Source organism: Arthrobacter sp. C152 (genome assembly GCF_054890965.1).
Genome location: NZ_JBTZSU010000008.1, coordinates 145,827 through 162,577, shown reverse-complemented (window position 1 = coordinate 162,577; position 16,751 = coordinate 145,827). Strand labels below are relative to the sequence as shown.

The 16,751-nt window shown below is 68.4% G+C and carries 14 protein-coding genes; 4 read left to right on the top strand and 10 right to left on the bottom strand.

The annotated features are described in order from the left end of the window. Positions 1 to 2: 2 nt before the first annotated feature. Together dnaJ and hrcA are read right to left on the bottom strand one after the other, a co-directional pair. A complete protein-coding gene (gene dnaJ / locus ACYSM9_RS08565) occupies positions 3 to 1,130 on the bottom strand; it encodes a molecular chaperone DnaJ (RefSeq protein WP_461856549.1) in 1,128 nt (375 codons plus the stop codon). Between the two features lie 84 nt (positions 1,131 to 1,214). Beyond that, positions 1,215 to 2,228 (bottom strand): heat-inducible transcriptional repressor HrcA, encoded by a 1,014-nt coding sequence (hrcA, locus tag ACYSM9_RS08560; protein ID WP_461856548.1) that lies wholly within the window; start codon positions 2,226 to 2,228, stop codon positions 1,215 to 1,217. 178 nt (positions 2,229 to 2,406) lie between these two features. On the opposite strand from hrcA, the gene ACYSM9_RS08555 reads away from it, so the two are divergent. Continuing rightward, positions 2,407 to 3,258, top strand: coding sequence for a DUF3097 domain-containing protein (locus ACYSM9_RS08555; RefSeq protein WP_461856547.1), 852 nt, complete (start codon positions 2,407 to 2,409; stop codon positions 3,256 to 3,258). Positions 3,259 to 3,380: 122 nt separating this feature from the next. After that, the gene (locus ACYSM9_RS08550; RefSeq protein ID WP_461856546.1) at positions 3,381 to 3,791 is read left to right on the top strand and encodes a DUF4870 domain-containing protein; all 411 of its coding nucleotides are present in this window, start codon (positions 3,381 to 3,383) and stop codon (positions 3,789 to 3,791) included. 231 nt (positions 3,792 to 4,022) lie between these two features. Here the strand turns inward: ACYSM9_RS08550 and hemW are convergent, their stop codons facing one another. Both hemW and lepA read right to left on the bottom strand, forming a co-directional pair. After that, on the bottom strand, positions 4,023 to 5,252 hold the full coding sequence (gene hemW, locus ACYSM9_RS08545; RefSeq protein ID WP_461856545.1) for a radical SAM family heme chaperone HemW: 1,230 nt from the start codon (positions 5,250 to 5,252) through the stop codon (positions 4,023 to 4,025). Between the two features lie 36 nt (positions 5,253 to 5,288). Then, a complete protein-coding gene (lepA, locus tag ACYSM9_RS08540; RefSeq protein WP_461856543.1) occupies positions 5,289 to 7,142 on the bottom strand; it encodes a translation elongation factor 4 in 1,854 nt (617 codons plus the stop codon). Between the two features lie 165 nt (positions 7,143 to 7,307). Here lepA and ACYSM9_RS08535 point away from each other — a divergent pair, with 165 nt between their 5' ends. Both ACYSM9_RS08535 and rpsT read left to right on the top strand, forming a co-directional pair. Beyond that, on the top strand, positions 7,308 to 7,853 hold the full coding sequence (locus ACYSM9_RS08535) for a type II toxin-antitoxin system PemK/MazF family toxin (protein WP_461856542.1): 546 nt from the start codon (positions 7,308 to 7,310) through the stop codon (positions 7,851 to 7,853). Between the two features lie 140 nt (positions 7,854 to 7,993). Next, positions 7,994 to 8,254, top strand: coding sequence for a 30S ribosomal protein S20 (gene rpsT, locus ACYSM9_RS08530; RefSeq protein WP_461856541.1), 261 nt, complete (start codon positions 7,994 to 7,996; stop codon positions 8,252 to 8,254). Positions 8,255 to 8,359: 105 nt separating this feature from the next. On the opposite strand, the gene holA is transcribed toward rpsT, so the two are convergent. The 6 genes from holA to leuS form a co-directional block, all read right to left on the bottom strand. Next, positions 8,360 to 9,376: a DNA polymerase III subunit delta gene (gene holA / locus ACYSM9_RS08525; protein WP_461856540.1), complete on the bottom strand. Its 1,017-nt coding sequence runs from the start codon at positions 9,374 to 9,376 to the stop codon at positions 8,360 to 8,362. Positions 9,377 to 9,464: 88 nt separating this feature from the next. After that, positions 9,465 to 9,932, bottom strand: a complete 468-nt coding sequence (locus ACYSM9_RS08520) for a RidA family protein (protein WP_461856539.1) — start codon at positions 9,930 to 9,932, stop codon at positions 9,465 to 9,467. A gap of 113 nt (positions 9,933 to 10,045) precedes the next feature. Continuing rightward, on the bottom strand, positions 10,046 to 11,989 hold the full coding sequence (locus ACYSM9_RS08515; protein WP_461856538.1) for a ComEC/Rec2 family competence protein: 1,944 nt from the start codon (positions 11,987 to 11,989) through the stop codon (positions 10,046 to 10,048). Positions 11,990 to 12,058: 69 nt separating this feature from the next. Beyond that, positions 12,059 to 12,976 carry a helix-hairpin-helix domain-containing protein gene (locus tag ACYSM9_RS08510; RefSeq protein WP_461856537.1) on the bottom strand — a complete coding sequence of 306 codons (918 nt, stop codon included), beginning with the start codon at positions 12,974 to 12,976 and terminating at the stop codon, positions 12,059 to 12,061. Between the two features lie 92 nt (positions 12,977 to 13,068). Further along, positions 13,069 to 14,043, bottom strand: coding sequence for a DegV family protein (locus ACYSM9_RS08505; protein WP_461856536.1), 975 nt, complete (start codon positions 14,041 to 14,043; stop codon positions 13,069 to 13,071). A gap of 71 nt (positions 14,044 to 14,114) precedes the next feature. Then, positions 14,115 to 16,643: a leucine--tRNA ligase gene (gene leuS / locus ACYSM9_RS08500; RefSeq protein ID WP_461856535.1), complete on the bottom strand. Its 2,529-nt coding sequence runs from the start codon at positions 16,641 to 16,643 to the stop codon at positions 14,115 to 14,117. Positions 16,644 to 16,751: the final 108 nt, after the last annotated feature.

Sequence of the window (16,751 nt, the reverse complement as noted above, 5' to 3'; positions counted from 1 at the left end):
CGCTACAGGTTACCGAGCCGGTCCCGGAGCTTGGCGAACACACCGCCGCTGGCCGCGAGCTTGCCCTCGGTGATCTGTTCACCGCGCAGCTTGGCGAGCTGCCGCAAAAGGTCTTCCTGCTGGGAATCCAGTTTGGCGGGGGTGTCCACCTGGAGGTGGACCTTGAGGTCGCCGCGGCCGTAGCCGCGCAGATGGGTGACCCCCAGCCCGCGGAGTGTGATGATTTCCCCCGACTGTGTTCCGGGCTTGACGTCGATCTCCTGGGTTCCGTCGAACGTTTCCAGGCTGACGTCCGTGCCCAGCGCGGCCGCCGTCATCGGGATATGCAAGGTGGCGTGCAGGTCGTCGCCTTCCCGGACGTAGGTGGCGTCGTTGTTGACGCGGATCTCCACGTAGAGGTCCCCGGCGGGGCCGCCGGCGGGACCTGCCTCGCCCTGCCCGGAGAGCTGGATCCGGGTTCCGGTGGCGACGCCGGCCGGGACCTTGATGGTCAGCGACCGGCGGCTGCGGATGCGGCCCTGGCCGCTGCATTCGTTGCAGGGGTCCTTGATGACCGTGCCGAACCCTTCGCAGGTGCCGCAGGGCGCCGCCGTCATGACCTGTCCCAGGATGGACCGGACTGCCCGCTGGACCTGGCCACTGCCGCCGCAGATATCGCACCGCTCAGGCTGTGTCCCGGGGCGGCAGCAGGACCCGTCACAGGTGGGACAGACCACCGCGGTGTCCACCTCGAGCTTCTTGTTCACGCCGAAGACGGCGTCCCGGAGGTCGATCCGGACGCTGATGAGGGCGTCCTGGCCGCGGCGCACCCGGGAGGCGGGCCCGGAGGTGCCGCCGGCGCCGAAGAAGGTGTCGAAGATGTCCTGGAACGCGAAGCCCTGGCCCGCGTAGCCGGCGCCGCCGAAGCCGTTGTCGGTTCCGTTTTCGTTGCCGGTGGTGTCGTAGACCCGGCGTTTTTGCGGGTCGGACAGGACCTCATAGGCGTGAGTTACTGCCTTGAAGCGCTCCGCGGCGTCCTCACCGGGGTTCACGTCCGGGTGAAGGGTGCGGGCCAGCTTGCGGTAGGCCTTTTTGATCTCTTCCCCGGTTGCCTCCGGCGAGACTCCAAGGACGTCATAGTGGCTGCTCAAAGTTCGTATCTCTTCCTTGTTGTACTGCGTGTACTGGGGCTGTCCCGCCCGCGCCCGCTGCAGGATCCGGCGGGCGCGGGACGGTCAGGGGCCCAGAATCCTGGAAAGGTAGCGCGCCACGGCCCTGACCGCAGCCATGGTGGTTGGATAGTCCATCCTGGTGGGGCCGAGGATGCCCACTTTCGCGGCGCTGCCGGGCCCGTACCCGGTGGCCACCACTGATGCCTCGGCCAGCCCGTCGTACGGGTTTTCCCTCCCGATGCTGACAGCTACGCCGCGGTGGTCCTGCGCCATTTCGCTCAGCAGCCGCAGCATCACCACCTGTTCCTCCAGCGCCTCAAGGACCGGCCCGATGCTGAGCGGAAAGTCCACGTTGGACCGGGCAAGGTTGGCGGTCCCGGCCATCACCATCCGGTCCTCCCGGCTGTTGTGCGCCAGGGCCTCAAGGCCGTGGGCCAGCGCGTGCGCCGCCTGCCGCTGGGCGGGGGCGGCAGCGGCAACGACGGCGGGAAGCGCCTGCGCGAGCTCGCTCAACGGGGTGCCGGCCAGCGCGGCGAGGAACCGTGTCCGCAGGGCTGCCACGGCGTCATCGCCGAGGTCCTGCCCGACGTCGATCACGCGTTGCTCCACCTTGCCGCTGTTGGCAATCAGGACGACGAGCACCTTGCGCGGGGCAAGCAGCACGAATTCGATGTGCCGGACCAGGGCCCTGCTCAGGTGCGGATACTGGACCACCGCCACCTGGTTGGTCAGCTGGGCCAGCAACCGCACGGTGCGGTCCAGGACGTCGTCGAGATCGTCCGAGCCCTCCAGCAGGGACTGGATGGCCCGGCGCTCAGCCGCGGAGAGGGGTTTCACCGCTGAAATCTGGTCCACGAACAGCCGGTAGCCCTTGTCGGTGGGGATGCGTCCCGCGCTGGTATGCGGCGCGGTGATCAGCCCCTCGTCTTCCAGGGCGGCCATGTCATTGCGGATGGTCGCGCTGGAGACGCCGAGATGGTGCCGCTCAACCAGGGCCTTGGAGCCGACCGGCTCGCGGGAGTGGACGTAGTCCTCCACGATGGCCCGCAGCACTTCCAGTTTGCGTGGCTCGCTCACACTCCACCTCCATCCATGGTCCGGGGCCTCCGCCCCGCCTGCATGCTGACTCCACCAGGGTTAGCACTCGACATGCCTAAGTGCTAACAGTCTATTATGCCTTGGCGCGTTGTTAGCATTGGTACCGCTCCGGGCGAAATTCCGGTGTTTACTACCTAGCGCTAGGCGGATCACATCCATGGACTACCAGAACTGGGGCCCCCGCGACATGTCCGCGCCAGCCCGCACGGAACTGCCCGAAGTTCCCGTCGAACGGGGAATGGTGCTGGAGGACGTCCAGTCCGGCTGGGTGGGGGCCGTGACCCGGGTGGAGAAGTCCGGCGGCATGCATGTGGTGGCACTCGAGGACCGCCGCGGCAAGTCCCGCTCCTTCCGCCTGGGCTTCGGCTTCCTCCTGGAGGGCCGGCCTATCCGCCTGGTCCCGCCCGCACCGAAGGCCGCGGCGGCCGGGGCAGCCCCCGGCAGGACCGCCTCGGGGTCGGTCCGGGTCCAGGGCCAGCGGGCGCAGGTGGCCAAGGCGAGCCGGATCTGGGTGGAAGGCAAGCACGACGCCGAACTGGTGGAGAAGGTGTGGGGAGACGACCTCCGCGTGGAGGGCATCGTCGTCGAGCCGCTGCACGGCATCGACGACCTGGCCGCCGCGGTGGCCGACTTCCGGCCCGGCCCCGGCAGGCGCCTGGGCGTCCTGGTGGACCACCTGGTGCCCGATTCCAAGGAATCCCGCATCGCCGATGCCGTGATGGCTTCGCCCGGCGCCGCCGGGAACGTGCTGATCGTCGGCCACCCCTACGTGGACGTGTGGCAGGCGATCCGGCCCTCCGTCCTCGGCATCGGGCAATGGCCTGCCATCCCGCGGGGACAGGACTGGAAGACGGGGATCCTGAAGGCCTTCGGCTGGCCGCATGAAACCAAGGAGGACATCGGGCTGGGATGGCAAAAGCTGCTGGGCGCGGTACGCACCTACGCAGACCTCGAACCGTCACTGCTGGGCAGGGTCGAGGAAGTGATCGACTTCCTCACGGTGCCCTGAAGGACCTCCAAGGGGGCAGCGAACCAGTATTCTTGATACTGCCGGGGAACGTCCAGTCGACGTCCCCGCGAGCAAGGCACCAGCACTTAGTCAGCACCAATGCATGTCAGAAGGAACAGACTGTGGCAGAAAACGCACGTGATCACAGGGACGGCCAGGGCCGTTCCGAGTACCATGGCGTGCCGGCCAACGCCCTGCCGCTTACGGCCAGCGAAGACCGCCAATGGGCAACCCTGGCGCACTTTGGCGGCATCCTCGGATGTGTTCCCTCGCTGCTGATCTACCTGATCTTCCGGGACCGCGGCCCCTTCACGGCACAGGAATCCAAAGAGGCGCTGAACTTCAGCCTGCCACCCACGATCGCCGCGGTATTGGCCAACATCCTGGTGTTCATTCCCGTGGTGGGCAACATCTTCGCCGTGATCGCCACCCTGATCTGGGTTGCCCTGACCTGTTTCTCGGTGGCTGCCGGCATCCACGTGAACCGCGGCCAACCGCACCGCTACCCGTACAACCTGCGCTGGATCAAGTAGTCCCCGCCCGTTCCCTAGCCTCGCAAGCTCGGCCAGGGAACCCTACGGGCGTGGGCCCACCCGCCAGCACCCGGCCCCCGCAAGCTCGGCCAGGGAACCCTACGGGCGTGGGCCCACCCGCCAGCACCCGGCCCCCGCAAGCTCGGCCAGGGAACCCTACGGGCGTGGGCCCACCCGCCAGCACCCGGCCACCGCAAGCTCGGCCAGGGAACCCTACGGGCGTGGGCCCAGTCAGTCCGGCAGGATCCGCCGCACCACCGCGTCCGCCAGGAGCCGGCCCTTCAGGGTCAGGACCAGGCGGCCGTGGAACGCCGCGGCCGGTTCCACCAGCCCGTCGGCGATGAGCCCGGCCATCTCGTGGCGTCCCGCCGCACTGAGCGCGGAGACCTCGAGGCCGGCCTGCAGGCGCGCCTCAAGCATCACCCGTTCCAGCTGCCGGGTCTGCGGGTCCAGGGTTTCCCTGCCTGCCGCCGGTGACAGGCCCTGCGACAGGCGGTTGGCGTAGGCGGAAGGGTGCTTGACGTTCCACCAGCGGACCCCGCCGACGTGGGAATGCGCACCGGGACCGATCCCCCACCAGTCATCGCCCCGCCAGTAGGCGAGATTGTGCCGGCATGCCTGCTCGGGTGTGCGCGCCCAGTTGCTGACCTCGTACCAGCCGAGCCCTGCTTCGGTGATCAGCTGGTCGGCGAGCTCGTACTTGTCGGCGTGGTCGTCGTCGTCAATCCCCGGAACTTCACCCCGGCGCATCTGCGCTGCCAGCTTGGTGCCCTCCTCCACGATCAGCGCGTAGGCGCTGATGTGGTCGGGCCCGTAGGACAACGCGGTCTCCAGCGAGAAGCGCCAGTCCGCCAGGGATTCGCCGGGCGTTCCGTAGATGAGGTCGAGGCTGACGTCGAGGCCGGCCTCCCGGGCCCAGTGGACCACCTGCGGCACCCGGCTCGGGGTGTGCGTCCGGTCCAGTACCTTAAGCACGTGCGGGACAGCGGACTGCATGCCGAACGAGATCCGGGTGAAGCCGGCGTCCTTGAGGATGGCGAGCGACTCGGGAGTCACCGAATCCGGGTTGGCTTCGGTGGTGACCTCGGCGCCGGGTTCCATTCCCCATTGGTCGACGGCGGAGCGCAGGATCTGCGCAAGATCGTCCGCGGGCAGCAGGGTGGGTGTGCCGCCGCCGAAGAAGACCGTGCTGAGCCTGCGGTCCGGCAGGCCTGACGCTGCAAGAACGCTGCGGGCCAGCTGGACTTCGGAAACAGCGGTCTGGGCGTAGGCGTCCTGGGACGCGCCGCCGCCAAGTTCCGTGGCGGTGTAAGTGTTGAAGTCGCAGTATCCGCAGCGGACGGCGCAGAACGGGATGTGGACGTAGAGCCCGAAAGCCCGCTCCGCCGCACGGTCCGCCGCCTGGGCAGGGAGGAGACCGTCCGACGGCGCCGGGTCGCCGAGGGGAAGAGTACTAGGCATTGCAGGGGCCTCCGGTGCACCCGGACGCGGTGTTCACTACTTCTTGGCCTTGTCCTTGGACTCGTCGGTGGTCAGCGCGGCGATGAAGGCTTCCTGTGGAACCTCAACGCGGCCCACCATCTTCATGCGCTTCTTGCCTTCCTTTTGCTTCTCCAGCAGTTTGCGCTTACGGGAGATGTCGCCGCCGTAGCACTTGGCCAGCACGTCCTTGCGGATGGCGCGGATGCTTTCGCGGGCGATGATCCGGGAGCCGATGGCCGCCTGGATGGGCACCTCGAACTGCTGGCGCGGGATGAGCTCGCGCAGCTTGCTGGTCATCATCACGCCGTAGGCGTACGCCTTGTCCTTGTGCGTGATGGCGCTGAAGGCGTCCACCTGTTCGCCTTGGAGCAGGATGTCCACCTTGACCAGGTCGGCCACCTGTTCGCCGTCGGCCTTCCAGTCCAGCGAGGCGTAGCCGCGCGTCTTGGACTTGAGGATGTCGAAGAAGTCGAAGACGATCTCGGCCAACGGGATCCAGTACCGCAGCTCCACCCGGTCCTCGGAAAGGTAGTCCATGCCCTTCATCTGGCCGCGCCGGCCCTGGCACAGCTCCATGATGGCCCCCACGAACTCATTGGGCGCCAGGATGGTGGCGGACACCATGGGTTCGCGGACTTCCTTGATTTTCCCGGCCGGGAATTCGCTGGGGTTGGTGACAGTGAGGACGCTCTTGTCCTCCAGGGTCACCTCGTACACCACGTTGGGGGCCGTGGAAATCAGGTCCAGGTTGAATTCGCGCTCCAGGCGTTCGCGGACGATTTCCAGGTGCAGCAGGCCCAGGAAGCCGACGCGGAAGCCGAAGCCCAGAGCAGCGGAGGTCTCGGGCTCGTAGACCAGGGCGGCGTCGTTGAGCTTCAGCTTGTCCAGGGCGTCACGCAGGACGGGGTAATCGGTGCCGTCCAGCGGGTAGAGGCCGGAGAACACCATGGGCTTGGGATCCGCGTAGCCGCTGAGCGATTCCGACGCCGGCTTGGCAAGGTTGGTGACCGTGTCACCGACCTTGGACTGGCGGACGTCCTTCACGCCCGTGATGAGGTACCCCACCTCGCCGACGCCGAGCCCCTTGGAAGGGGTGGGCTCCGGTGAACTGACGCCAATTTCCAGCAGCTCGTGGGAGGCCTTGGTGGACATCATCTGGATGCGTTCGCGCGGGTGCAGCATGCCGTCCACCACCCGCACGTAGGTCACCACGCCGCGGTAGGTGTCATAAACGGAGTCGAAGATCATGGCCCGGGCCGGGGCGTTGGCGTCGCCGACAGGTGCGGGCAGGTCGGTGACGATCTTGTCCAGCAGGGCCTCGACGCCCACGCCGGTCTTGCCGGAGACCAGCAGGACGTCGTCGGGGTCGCCGCCGATCAGGTTGGCGAGTTCCGCTGCGTATTTTTCCGGCTGCGCGGCGGGAAGGTCGATCTTGTTCAGCACCGGGATGATGGTGAGATCGTTTTCCATGGCCAGGTAGAGGTTGGCAAGGGTCTGCGCTTCGATGCCCTGCGCGGCGTCCACCAGCAGGACCGCGCCCTCGCAGGCCGCCAGGGACCTGGAGACTTCGTAGGTGAAGTCGACGTGGCCCGGGGTGTCGATCATGTTAAGCGCGTAGTTCACGCCGTCCACTTCCCAGGGCATGCGCACGGCCTGGGACTTGATGGTGATGCCGCGTTCGCGTTCGATGTCCATCCGGTCCAGGTACTGTGCCTTCATGTCGCGTGCCTGCACCACTCCGGTGGACTGCAACATGCGGTCGGCCAGGGTGGACTTGCCGTGGTCGATGTGCGCGATGATGCAGAAGTTCCGAATAACGGCCGGATCTGTCGCGGCGGGCACCGGTGCGGTGCGGGCCATGGGAGACACGCAGGGTCCTTACTGTTGGCTTTTCCACGGCCCTCCAGCGCGCACGCCGGGGGCGCCCGCGGATGAACCGCTTTTCTTCAACCTCCAGTGTCCCACGTCCCGGCCGCTTGCACCGCATCATTGACCGGCGCCACCTGGTGGCAGCCGTGGCGGTAGGGTGACGGCATGCCAATGAATCTGCGCAGCCTGGGGAACGCCGTCCGGGCAGGCCTGCGGTTGCTGCGAAAACCGGCCCCGGGACACCGGCCTGCAGCCCGCAGCGCCGGCCCGGCTCCGGATGCCTTCCCGTATCCCGGGGACTTCCGCGGCCGCGCCGCCATCAGCTACGCGCCAAAGCCCGACGGAGACCCGGACCCGGGCGAAGTGGTGTGGACCTGGGTTCCCTACGAAGAGGACCACAGCCAGGGCAAGGACCGGCCGGTGCTCATCGTGGGCCACAACGGCCCCCACCTGCTGGCGCTGATGCTCACCAGCCGGGACCGGGTTCCCGCCGGTTCGGCCAGCCGCGACTACATCGACCTCGGCGCCGGCGGCTGGGACCGGCAGGACAGGCCCAGCGAGGCCCGGCTGGACCGGATCCTGCAGATCCGCCCCGACAGCATCCGCAGGGAAGGAGCGGTGCTGGACCGGGCGCGGTTCGAAGCCGTCGCCGCGGGCCTGCGCCGCCGACACGGCTGGACCGGCAGCAAGAATGGCGGGACAGGCCGCTGACCTGCTAATATTTTTAGCTGTGTGTCCGTGCAGGTCGACGGTCACTGATGGTTGGCCGCCATAGGTATCCCCACGCCGCTCAGTCAAGGCCAGCCTGAAAGCCCTCTAGACCATTTCCGCATTACAAAGAGAGTTCACACGTGGCGAATATCAAGTCCCAGAAGAAGCGCATCCTGACCAACGAAAAGGCACGCCTGCGCAACAACGCAGTCAAGTCCGAGCTGAAGACTGCCATCCGCGCCGTCAACACCGCCGTTGAGTCCTCCGACAAGGAAGCTGCTACTACTGCGCTCGTTGCTGCCAGCCGCAAGCTGGACAAGGCAGTCAGCAAGGGTGTTCTGCACAAGAACAACGCAGCGAACCGCAAGTCGGCGATCTCCAAGAAGGTCAACGCCCTGTAAGGTTTCCAGTTCCCACGAACTGATGGATGTGGCCGGTACCCTCGGGTACCGGCCACACGCCTTTTAACTACCCTTTCGTGGCACGCCGGGCCAAGTGCAGACGGCCTACCGGCCCTGGACGGACATGGCGATCACGGTCACAGCATGTTCGACGGCGTACACGGGGTCACGGGAAAGTCCCTTCACCTGCGCGTCCGCTTCAGCCGTGGCCTGGATCGCGCGGACCAACCCTTCTGGAGTCCACCGGCGGACGTCCCGCTGCGCCTGTTCCACCAGCCAGGGCTGCATCCCAAGTTCCGCCGCGATCTGGGCAGCGGACCCGGACGCGCCCGCCACCCGGGCCACAGTCCGGAGCTTCGCCGCAAGGGCAGCCACCAGAGGGACGGGATCCGCTCCGGTGGCCAGCGCATGGCGCAGCGTGGACAAGGCCAGTGGCCCGTTTCCCGCCATCGCCGCATCCGCTACTTTGAACGCGGTGGCTTCGACCCGTCCACCGTAGTACCGGTCCACCACCTCGGAGGTGACGGTGCTGCCGGCGTCGGCGATCAATTGGCTGCAGGCTGCGGCAAGCTCCGACAAGTCGGCCCCCACCGCGTTCACCAGGGCCTGGACGGCGTCCTGGTTGATGCGCCGGCCCTCGGCCTTGAATTCCGCCATGACGAACGCTGCTTTGTCCGAATCCTTCTTCAGCGGCTGGCAGTCGACCACCGGCCAGCCGCCCTTCCTGACCGCGTCCAGGAGTTTTTTGCCACGGGTTCCCCCGGCGTGCCGGAGCACCACCACCGCGTCAGGCTCGGGATGCTGAAGGTAGTCCAGGGCGTCGGCAAGGAAGACGTCGTTCATGCCTTCGACAGCCTCGATTTCAATCAGCTTGCTCTCACCAAACAGTGAGGGGCTCACCCGCATGGCCAGGGTTCCGGGTTCATACGCGGCGGCATTGATGCGGCTAAGCTCCACGTCCGGTGCCGTGGCCCGGACCTGGGAGCGGACCTTGTCCATGGCGCGGATGCCCAGATAGTCCTCCGGCCCGCTGACCAGCACCACGGGGGCGGGCACTGCGTCGCGCCAGGAGGCGGTAGTCGACACCGGAGCGCGGGGTGCTCGTTTTTGCGCGGCGGCCATCGGGGGTCCTTTCGGAAGTTTTAGCGGAGTATCCCAGCCTGCCATGTCCATGGCCGCGGTCCAAGCCGTGCCGGCGGACACTGGGTCTTCAGGGAATCCCGGTGATCCCGATGATCGCCTCGACTTCAACTGCAAAGCCCAGTGGAAGTGAACTGACTCCGATGGCCGACCGGGCCGGCAGCCGCTCCTTGCCGAAGGCGACAGCCAGCACCTCGGTGGCACCGTTTGCGACAAGATGGTGCTCGGTGAAATCGGCTGTGCTGTTCACAAAGACGAGCGCCTTCAGGACACGACTGACCCGGTCCAGCCCGCCAACGTGGCCGCGCACAGTACCGAGCAGGGCCAGCATGGCTGCCCGGGCGGCCGCACGGCCTTCCCCCGTTGTAAGGTCCGAGCCCAGCTTGCCACGATGGATCGGCTCGCCATCCGCAAACACCCCGTGGCCGGAAACATACAGGACGTCGCCCTGCTGGGCGACCAGCGAAAAGGCTCCGACCACCGGGGGTGGCGGCGGCAGCGTCAGGCCCGCCGCAGCGAGCTGCTGCTCCGGTGTCATGTGATTTTCGGGCATGGACGAATGGTGGCACAGTCAAAGGCAGCATGACAGGGCCGGCGCTGTTCCGGGGCAGTCCCGTGTGGCCCGGAACAGCAGCGCCCGCGAGGAAGCCATCATTCCTGCCGTCTGCGGGGAACGCCGTGCCGGTTTTTGGCCGGGGGTGAACCCAGCCTGTCCTCCAGCCGTCCGATCCGGGCCTCGATCCACCTGTGGGCAGCCCGGACCGCACCAAGGAAGCGTCGTGGACGGGTGGCTGCCCATAACGCGGTCAGTGTCAACAGCGACAGCAATGCCATGGACAGCAGGCCTGGAACGCCTTCCGGCCAGGGCAGGGCCGAGCCCGGCAGCTGCGCCGCGAACCTGGCCGTCGCGGCGACACCAGCGCTGAAAGTACCCGCCACGGCTATCAGGGCGGTGGCCAGCCAGGGCAGCAGCACCACCAGCGGCACCGCGGCCGTACCGAGCAGGGTAACAGGGGCCACCAAGGGCGATGCAAGGACGTTCGCTGCGAGGGCGTAGGTGGCGAATTGTGGTTGCAGGAGCACGATGACCGGGGCGCACAACAATTGGGCTGAGAGCGGGACGGCAACGGCACCAGCTGCCCAGCGCGGTACCGTCCCGGGCATCCAGTCGATGATGCGCCGCCCCAGGACGATAATCCCCAATGTCGCCAGGACGGACAGCAGGAATCCGAAGCTCGTGCCCAGCGCGGGGTCGGCCAGCAGCAGCCCGATGACGGTGAGGCACAGGAAGCTCAAGCCCCGGCCGGACCGGCCGCCCGCCAGGGACGCGACGGCAACGGCGCCCATCAGGGCAGCGCGCAGGACACTGGCGTCCGGACCCACCAGGACCACAAACAGGCCGAGTCCCGCGAGGGCGGCTGCCGCCGCCGCTGGCCGCGCCAAACGGCAGCTCCGGCACACAAGCAGCAGGGCACCCAGGACCAGCGAACAATTGGCCCCGCTGACAGCCGTCAGGTGCGTCATGCCCACGATCTTCATCGCCGAGTCCAGCCCTTCGTCAAGGGCACTGGTGTCGCCCGTGACCATGCCCGGCAGGAGCCCTCGGGCGTCCGGTCCAAGGAAGGCCGCAGCGGCTACGAACCGTTCGCGCAGTTCCGCCGCGGAGCCCTCCAGCACCGACCCTCCGGTGGCCCTGCCGGGAACCGACGAAGCCACGAGCACCCCGGCCTCCTGGCTCCCGGGCTCCGCCGGCTTCAGCTTGCCGGAGGCGCGCACGACCTGCCCCGGCAGGACCGTGCCCCAGCCACCGGCACCCGTCACCACCAGCCGGGCCCGTGTGCGCACCAGTTGGCCGCCGGTTGCCACCTCCCGGGTCCACACGGGAACGGACCAACGCTGTGCCGTGCCGCCGGGCCCGGAAAGGGCGTGCGGGGCGCCTGCCACCTCGACGACGGCCACGGCGGTACGGCCCGCTGCTGCCGCGTCCGCAAGCGGTCCGTCGGAGCGCTGGCTGGCGGCGCCCGCCAAATGTGCGGCGCCAGCCGCACCGAGCAGCAGGGCGAGGGCAACGGTGGCCCGGAAGCTGCGGCAGGCGGTCCTAAGGGCGCCGCGGGGATTGGCTGCCACGGGATGCCCCCTCGCCGCGCGGGCGCCCCTGGCCGTAAGGAAGACCAGCAGCCCGGCCAGTCCTGCCATAACGCCGCAGAGCACCGCCAGCCCCGGTGGCGGCAACCACACCCCGGCCGCGCATGCACCCCACACCACCAGGGCCGGAAAGATGAGGCGGACATCGGGCCGCCGCAGTGCCCCGGTGCGGCCCGTCCCCGCTTCCTTCCCCGCCTTGGATTCTCCTCCCAACCGGTTCCGCAGCGCCTCGAGACAACGTACCCGGTAGCCCCGCAGGACGCCGCGCCCCCGGGCGGTCAATGCCACTTGGCGGGTGGGGGACTCTTCCGCGGACCCGGGTCCCGGCCGGCGTTCCCGCACGGCTGATCCCGGCATGCCTTCCCCCGCCCCGCGGACCGCGGCGTCCACGAAACTGCTCCACGGACTGGTCCGGGCCGCTTCGCGCCGGCCGTGGCTGATCCGGGGCAAGGCGCTCCGGCGAGGCCCCGCCGACCGGTTCGCCATCCCCCGCTCCCAGCGTTCCCCCGCCATGCGGCTTCAGACCGTCACCAAGGGCAGCAGCGCTTCGAGCATCTTCGGCCCCACACCATCCACGGCGTCCACCTCTTCGATGCTCTTGAAGGGTCCGTGTTCCTTCCGCCAGTCCACGATCCGCTGCGCCAGCACCGGACCGACCTTCGGCAGGGCGTCCAGCTCCCCGACGTCCGCAGTGTTGAGGTTGACCTTGGCGGCCGGGCCTGGCCCGGCACCGCCGCCCGCAGTTTCTCCGGCCGCCTCCGGCCCCACACCCGCTGATGCGTCCGGCAGTTCCTCGCCGGCCTGCGGCACGTAGATCCTCCTGCCGTCCTCCACGACAAGGGCAAGGTTAAGCCGGTCCAGGTCTGCGCCCGCACTTCCGCCGCCCGCCGCGGCTATCGCGTCGTGGACACGGCTTCCCTGCGGCAGCTGCACGACGCCGGGCCGCGCAACCGCGCCGGCCACGTGGACCACGACGAGCGCGCCGGGCGATCCCGGAGGTACCGCGGGACCGCCGGTGCTGTCGGGTTCCGCAGCCCCACCCGGGGCAGTCCCGGCCGCTTCCGCCGGTGCGCCGCCCGGGGTGGCGCCGTTCAGGGGAAGGATCTCGGGCCGGTCCGCTGCGGCCTGCCACCAGAACCAGGAACAGGCGAGGACGGCCAGGATGCCTGCCAGGAGGGCAAGCCGGAGACCGATCCGCCAGCGCAGGGCCGGGCCGGGGCGTGCAGGCTGCCCTGATGGATCACCGGCACCACCATCGCCGGGACGGGCGGCTCCGGTTCCTGAGGCTGCGTGGGCTTCCGGGCTCCGGTATTCGAAGCGCTCTTCTCCCCCGCCGGCCCGCAAAAGTCCCCGGGACCCGTCGCCCAGGGTTGCCTGGAGCCGCTCGCTGGCGTGGCGCGCCCGCTGACCTGCTGCTCCAGCATCCCGGCGTGACATCCCTCCACGCTAGGGACATGGACCGGGCCAGCAACAGGGCAGGAACGGGCTATGTGGACAGTATCGGCGCCGCGTCGGCATGGGGCAGGGGCCTAACGTTCCCCTGCGCTGCTGCCGGAGGGCGCATCCGCGCCCACAATAACGGCAAGCACGCCCAGCCCCGCGTGTGCGGCCAGCACCGCGGGCAGGGAACTGATCTGGGCGGGCGGGCAATCGGGAAGTGCCTTTGCCAGCCGGGCAGCCAGGCTCTCGGCTTCCGCCGGGTTGCCGAAGTGGTGCACGGCCAGGCGTACGGACTGGCCGGCCCGGGCGGCGGCATCGGCGACAACGATCTCCTCAAGGCGCGCAATGGCCCTGGCTGCGGACCGCACCTTCTCCAGCGGGACTATCCTGCCGCCGTCGACCGCCAGGATGGGCTTGATGGCGAACATGGTGCCCAGCAGCGACGCAGCCGCCCCGATCCGGCCGCCGCGGCGCAACTGCTCCAGGCTGGGAACAAAAAAGTACACTCGGGTCTGCCCGGCCTGGGCGCGGGCCGCGGCGGCAACGGCGGCGGCGTCCAAGCCGGCTGCGGCCGCCTTCACGGCGGCCTGGACTGCCATGCCCTGCGCCATTCCAACGGTCTGCGAGTCGACGATTTCCACCGGGATGCCGACCTTGGCGGCCGCAAGGCGCGCGGCGTCAGCCGTTCCGGAAAGTCCCCCAGAGATATGGACGGACACGACGGCGTCGAAGCCGCGGCGTTCGGCCGCCCGGTACGCCTGCTCGAATTGCCCGGGCGACGGCCGGGACGTTTTCACCGGAGTCCCGGCCGCCAGGGCAACCGCGATGGTATCCAGGATGTCATCTTCGCCCTCACCGTAGATTTCCGCCCCCACCATGACGGGCATCGGAACTACGGTCAGCACGCCGTCGCCCACGGGGCCGGCAAGCCACTGTGCCGGCAGGGCCGCACCGGAGTCCGTCACTACGGCCGTGCGTACCGGCACGGCGGGGCGGGACGTTTGCCGGAGGGCGGCCATCCTGGACCGGAACCAGGCCCAGGCTGCGGCATTAGTGTCTGGCAAGAGGCGCCTCCTGGGTGGCCGGCCACCGGAGCTGGTCCGGTGGCCGGTGTGTCCGTGCGGTGAAACGGCCGTCAGGCCGGAACGATGTTCACCAGCTTAGGGGCCCGCACGATCACTGTGCGGATGCCACGGCCATCCAGGGCGCGCTGCACGTTATCCGACGCCAGGGCCAGTTCGCGCAGTTCGTCCTCGGAAACCTGCGGCGAGACCTCGAGCCGGTCACGGACCTTGCCCTGCACCTGGACCACGGCGGTGACGGTGTCCTGTACCAGCAGCGCCGGATCGTGCGAAGGCCAGCCCGCGTTGGCCACCGAGGCCGGGTGGCCCAGAACGCTCCACATGTCCTCGGCGGTGTACGGAGCGAACAGGCTGAGGATGACGGCAACGGCTTCAGCGGCTTCGCGGACCGCGGCGTCGGCGCTGCCGGCACCGGAGTCGATCGCCTTGCGGGTGGCGTTGACCAGCTCCATCAGCTTCGCCACCACCACGTTGAACTTGTTGGCGTCCAGGAGTTCGGCGGCGTCGGCGATGGTGCGGTGCGTGACGGAACGCAGCGCACGGTCACCGGCGGCAAAGTCCGCACCCGGCGCACTGGTGACGTCCTGGGCGAGGCGCCAGGCGCGGGCCAGGAACTTGGCGGAACCGGACGGGGAAACGTCCGCCCAGTCGACGTCATCCTCGGGCGGGGACGCGAACACCATGGTCAGGCGGACAGCGTCCACGCCGTACTTGTCCAGCTGTTCGCCCAGGTCCACACCGTTGCCGAGGGACTTGCTCATGGCCTTGCCGCCGTTGAGCACCTGGCCCTGGTTCAGGAGGGCGCTGAAGGGCTCGTTGGCGTCGATCATGGCGAGGTCGTTGATGACCTTGGTGAAGAACCGGGCGTACAGCAGGTGCAGGATGGCGTGCTCCACGCCGCCCACGTACTGGCCCACCGGCATCCAGTCGTTGATCTTCTGCGGATCGAACGGACCCTCGGTGTACTGCGGGGAAACAAAGCGCAGGAAATACCAGGACGAGTCCACGAAGGTGTCCATCGTGTCCGTGTCCCGCTTGGCGGGGCCATGGCAGGAGGGGCACTCGACGTTGACCCAGGACTCCGCGGCGGCCAGCGGCGAGGTTCCCTTGGGTGCCAGGTCTTCGCCGCGCAGGTCGGAGGGCAGCGTGACGGGAAGCTGCTCGTCCGGGACCGGCACTTCGCCGCAGGCCGGGCAGTGGATGATGGGGATCGGCGTACCCCAGAACCGCTGGCGGCTCAGCAGCCAGTCGCGGAGGCGGAAGTTCACGAATTTCTCGCCGGTGCCCTGGCGTTCCAGGATGGCAATGGCGGCGGGGATCGCCTCGGCCTTGGGCAGTCCGTCAAGCTCGCCCGAGTTGATCAGGGTGCCCTCCCCCGCCGTCGCGGTGCCTGACACGGCGGGGTCCTCTTCGCCGGTGTCCAGGACGGCGCGGACGGGCAGGTCGAACGTGCGGGCGAAGTCGAGGTCGCGCTGGTCGTGGGCGGGCACGGCCATGATCGCACCGGTGCCGTAGTCCGCGAGCACGTAGTCCGCCGCCCAGACGGGCAGCTTCTCACCGTTCAGCGGGTTGATGGCATAGCGGCCGGTGAAGACGCCGGTCTTTTCGCGTTCGGTGGACTGGCGTTCGATTTCCGAGAGCGCCTTGACCTGCTCCCGGTAGTCGTCCAGGGCCGCGGCGTGCTCGTCAGTGACGAGTTCGACGGCGAGCGGCGCGTCAGCGGCCACGACGAAGAAAGTGGCGCCGTACAGGGTGTCCGGGCGGGTGGTGAAGACCGTGACGTCCTTGGCGGGCTTGCCGCCGTCGGCTTCCACGACAAAGGTGACGTGGGCACCTTCTGAACGGCCGATCCAGTTCTTCTGCATGGCCAGGACGCGCTCGGGCCAGTGGCCGCGCAGCTGCTCCATGTCGTCCAGGAGGCGGTCGGCGTAGTCGGTGATCTTGAAGTACCACTGGTTCAGCGACTTTTTGGTGACGGTGGTGCCGCAGCGCTCGCAGGCGCCGTTGACGACCTGTTCGTTGGCGAGCACCGTCTGGTCCTTGGGGCACCAGTTGACCGGGGAGTTCTTCCGGTAGGCCAGGCCGCGCTCGTAGAAGCGCTTGAACAGCCACTGGGTCCAGCGGTAGTACTCGGGGTCGGAGGTGTGCAGCCGGCGGGACCAGTCCGCCGAAATCGCGTACCGCTTGAACGAGGCGGCCTGGGTGTCGATGTTGGCGTAGGTCCACTCGCTGGGGTGCGCGTTGCGCTTGATGGCGGCGTTCTCCGCGGGCAGGCCGAACGAGTCCCAGCCGATGGGGTGCAGGACGTCGTAGCCCTTTTGGCGCAGGTAACGGGCCACCACGTCGCCCATCGCGAACGCTTCGGCGTGGCCCATGTGCAGGTCGCCTGAGGGGTACGGGAACATGTCCAGCACGTACCGGCGTTCCCGGGAGCCGTCGTCCACCGGCGTGAAGACTTTAAGGTCCTCCCACACCTGCGGCCACTTGGCCTCCATCGCGGCGAAACTGTAGGTGCCCTCTTCAGGCACTTCCGCCGACACTGCTGTTGCTGTTCCGGTCTCTGTCTCCGGCTGAACGCCCACTGCTGCCCTCTTCTGTTCTGTTACGGCATCTGTGCTGCCATAACGGCCTGATCCTCCTGCTGCCGGCCCGGCGGCACAACCCCGGACACACAAAAGCCCCTCTCCATG